This is a genomic window from Tardiphaga sp. P4_G1 (genome assembly GCF_056401215.1).
This window is the reverse complement of the sequence record NZ_JBFUJU010000025.1, coordinates 1-577: the sequence shown is the minus strand read 5'-3', so window position 1 is coordinate 577 and position 577 is coordinate 1. Positions and strand designations below refer to the sequence as shown.

Genomic DNA, 577 nt, shown 5'->3' with positions numbered 1-577 from the left:
TGCCCACCCAGGCGGGTATCGGCTTCGTATAGAACAACCCGATGTCGTTTTGAAAGCAACCACGCTGCGGACAGGCCGGAAATACCACTCCCAACAACGGCTATGTCGAGGCTTCCGCTATGTGCCGCGGCGTTAAGGCTGTTCATTCTATCACTTCCAGCAATCTTTCTCGTCAAAAGACTTCCCTCCACGCGCCGAGCTGCCAATATTTACGGAACCCAGCGCGCATTGGATCACTTGAGGCGTGATCCAATTGGGGGGAGGGCGCGTATGAAGGGCAAATGGATGCTGCAAGATTACATCTCGACATCAGGCGCACGCGGGATGTCGGTCCGGCGGCGAGGCTCATTGTTTTGAACGAGGGCATTCAAAAAGAGGTGCTGCCCTCTCCTGTAGAGTTGATCCGCCTGATAGATGCCGTTGCACAGGCGCAGGATCGCAAGGCGTTCGCGCAGCTCTTCGCCTATTTCGCGCCGCGTGTGAAAGGCTTCCTTATTCGGGCCGGTCTCGCGGAGTCGGTTGCCGAGGAGGTGACACAGGAAGTCATGATCGCGGTATGGAGAAAGGCGTCCTATTT

The 577-nt window shown here is 56.5% G+C and carries 1 protein-coding gene and 1 pseudogene; one reads left to right on the top strand and one right to left on the bottom strand.

All coding sequences use genetic code 11. The features are described 5' to 3' along the window. On the bottom strand, positions 1-146 hold a 146-nt coding region (locus tag AC1DUY_RS30725), incomplete at its 3' end, for an FAD-dependent oxidoreductase (protein ID WP_478119200.1). A gap of 135 nt (positions 147-281) precedes the next feature. Here AC1DUY_RS30725 and AC1DUY_RS30720 point away from each other — a divergent pair. Further along, a pseudogene (locus AC1DUY_RS30720) lies at positions 282-577 on the top strand (hypothetical protein); the annotation flags it as partial.